Here is a 3,062-nt window from a genome sequence, read left to right as displayed (position 1 = left end):
GGAGTGTTTGTCTACTTTTCTGACTAGGATCATAATGTAGGATTCTTAACGTAGAGGTTCTGAGCAATAAGGGGTGAGCTCTTGACGCTCATTGTTAATACAATATCCTGCCACCCCCTAGTGTGCATGCTTAACTAACCTTAGAGGGTGTAAATAATTCTGTGTAATCATCTGGGTTAAATGTAATCGCTGATGCGATCTTCAAATTCAATAATAAACCGATTGAGTGCTAATTTCCAATTTCTGATGGGCATCGTCCATTTCTTGGAGGCATCCATGATCGCCAGATACACTACTTTCCTAGCCGAATCGTCCGTTGGGAACAGCTTACGTTGATTGATTGCCTTGCGGATGACGCTATTGAGGGACTCAATGGCATTGGTGGTGTAAATGGCTCGTCGAATGTCCTCCGGGTAACGGAACAAGGTGTTTAGGTTCGGCCAATGCGTCTGCCAGCTACGACTGATGTGCGGATATTTGTCATCCCATTGCTCGGCGAACCGCTCTAGCTCATGCAAGGCCTCCTGCTCCGTAGCAGACTGGTAAATGCGCTTAAGAGCGGCTGCGACCGTTCTGTAATCCTTATAGGGTACGAACTTCATCGAGTTACGTACCATATGAACAATGCAGAGCTGAATCTGAGTCTGCGGATAAACAGCGCTGATGGAATCAGGGAAGCCCTTGAGTCCATCGACGCAAGCAATCAGGATATCCTTGAGACCACGATTCTGTAGTTCTGTGAGAACGCCTAGCCAGAACTTAGCGCCTTCATTTTCAGAGAGCCACATGCCGAGCAGTTCTTTATGGCCATCAAGGTTAACGCCGAGTGCCAGATAGATGGCTTTGTTGATAACTCGCTTATCTTGGCGAATTTTGACGACGATGCAGTCCAGATAAACGATTGGATACACCGCTTCTAACGGGCGAGATTGCCACGCATCGACCTGTTCTATCACTGCCTCGGTGACTTTAGAGATCAGGGTAGGTGAAATATCTGCACCGTACATTTCTTTGAAGGTAGCCACGATGTCACGAGTCGTCATGCCTTTGGCGTAAAGGCTTAAGATCTTATCGTCCATTGAGGTAAAACGTGTCTGGCCTTTTTTAATGAGCTGAGGTTCAAAGCTGCCCTCACGGTCTCGGGGGGTCTCTAGCTCAAACTGACCGTCCTCGGTCTTGATCGTCTTCGTGCCGTAGCCATTACAGCTATTGGTGTTGTCTGAGGCCTGATGTCGTTGGTAGCCAAGGTGTTCGTCCAACTCGGCATTGAGTGCTGCCTCGACCGTTACCTTGGTCAGGACTTGACTGAATTCAGCCAAATCCATTTCCGTTTTTAAGCCTTTGGCGACTTCGCGAGCAAAGGCTTCTAATGCTTTCTTATCCATGTGATCTATCCTTTTTCCCTCTATGGGTATCATGATAGATGATTTACACAGTTTTATTTATAGTCTCGCAGCTGTGCCCCACAGCTACCCACCCAATCGGCGAGTGTGGAGCGTGCTATGCGTAGACCACTGCGTTCGAAGATTGCCTCTTGACGATACAGTGGTAAATGATCCGCGTACTTCATAATCAGTACACTGGCTAACAGACCTGTGGTCGCTAAGCCTTTATCAATGATATGTGCTGGTACGGGTGCTTGCGTTAAGGTTTTGCAGCAATCGCAAACGTATTTAGGACGGATGTGATTCTCAACGGTAAAGGTGCCGGTCACATAATCCAATTTCTGGCTCACGTCATCGCCCATATGGCGCATCTCAGCACCACACGAACAGGTAGTTGTTTCAATTTCATGACGGATATCCACCGACGGTAAGTCCGAGGGTAAACGCATCCGAGCCGGTATGCGTGGCGTATGCTCTTTATCGATGATTTGGGCTAATTGTCCGCCTAAGTTGTCGAGTGTTGTCTCAAGATCGGCAAGATCGGTTTCTGCATCTTCTTTGAAGAGTTTCGATTGTAAATCCGGGAGTTGCTCGCTACGCTTAATAAAGTTAATGCGTCTTAGGATCGCTAACTCCATCTTAACTTGTTCGTATGCGGCACTGACGTGTCGATACGCCACGTCTTTTTGCTGATAGGCTCGCGCTTTTTCTTGATATGCTCGATCTTTTGCTTCCACGATCGCCTGCTGTCGCAGCACGAGTTCACGTAACTGCTTTGCAGTAAGATTGGATAAATCGTCGGGAAGCGTAAATAAAGAATTCGGCATGACGCATAGTATGCCTCATGCCGAATAAATAGGCGAGTCTTAGAAATCCTAATTGACAAATTGGGGGCAATTAGGCCACGATCGACCTAAGAATAACGAAAGATACTTGCCTCACCAAGGCGTTGCCAAGGCAACCCCCAAGTTAATGCCAGAAACTGATCGGCCGTCAGTTGCGGATGAATCTGTGACCCCGCACCATAAAAACGGCCCTCATGAAGTCGTCGAGTACATAACCAAGATCCCATGGCATCGTGCACCACTAACTTCAGTAGCGACTGCGAGCGATTCATGAACACATAAGCTTCATGCGGTGCCACTTGGCCAAAGGTTTGTATCGCCTTCGTGCGCAAGGTGTCCATCCCCGCCCGTAAATCGGCTACGTCACTCACTAACACAATACGATCGACACGAAGCAACCCACTAAGCTCACTTTGCGTGAACATCACTGAACAGATATCTGTCTGCGGAAACGTCTCATTATTTAACTTGACACCAAGGTGACGCATATTTTCTCTCCTAAAATGAACATAAAACTAGTGCTCACTAGTGTTGCTCATTTCGAAGAAGATAAATACATGTGTTCACCGGACGCTTACTCCGCATCGAAACGATTGGCTAAAGCACCACTATCGGCAGCCGCTGTCTCCGTGGTTGTGTTGGTAAAGACCCGCTCGGCCATGGCATCGGGACCTAAGCCGGTGAGCAATAATTGCGTATCAGGGTCTGTGATTAGGAGGTTTTTTGTGCTGATACCGCTAACCGTGGTGCGCTCTTGACGCTCTATGTCATTGCCATACCCCATGCCACCACCGAGTATGTGCGTGGTTTTCCCCTCGTCGCTTCGCGTCTG

3 protein-coding genes and 1 pseudogene are annotated in these 3,062 nt (G+C 48.1%); all 4 read right to left on the bottom strand.

Annotation, left to right across the window (positions count from 1 at the left end):
- Positions 1–176: 176 nt before the first annotated feature.
- A complete protein-coding gene (locus HMPREF3144_RS03835; RefSeq protein WP_070476495.1) occupies positions 177–1,385 on the bottom strand; it encodes an IS256 family transposase in 1,209 nt (402 codons plus the stop codon).
- 53 nt (positions 1,386–1,438) lie between these two features.
- A complete protein-coding gene (locus HMPREF3144_RS03830) occupies positions 1,439–2,212 on the bottom strand; it encodes an IS66 family transposase (RefSeq protein WP_246823861.1) in 774 nt (257 codons plus the stop codon).
- Positions 2,213–2,298: 86 nt separating this feature from the next.
- Positions 2,299–2,718: an IS66 family insertion sequence element accessory protein TnpB gene (tnpB, locus tag HMPREF3144_RS03825; RefSeq protein WP_083290376.1), complete on the bottom strand. Its 420-nt coding sequence runs from the start codon at positions 2,716–2,718 to the stop codon at positions 2,299–2,301.
- Between the two features lie 86 nt (positions 2,719–2,804).
- Positions 2,805–3,062: pseudogene (locus tag HMPREF3144_RS11665) on the bottom strand (hypothetical protein); the annotation flags it as partial.

The sequence above is a fragment of the Oligella sp. HMSC05A10 genome (genome assembly GCF_001808335.1).
Classification (GTDB): domain Bacteria; phylum Pseudomonadota; class Gammaproteobacteria; order Burkholderiales; family Burkholderiaceae_B; genus Oligella; species Oligella urethralis.
This window is presented reverse-complemented; position numbering and strand designations above follow the sequence as displayed.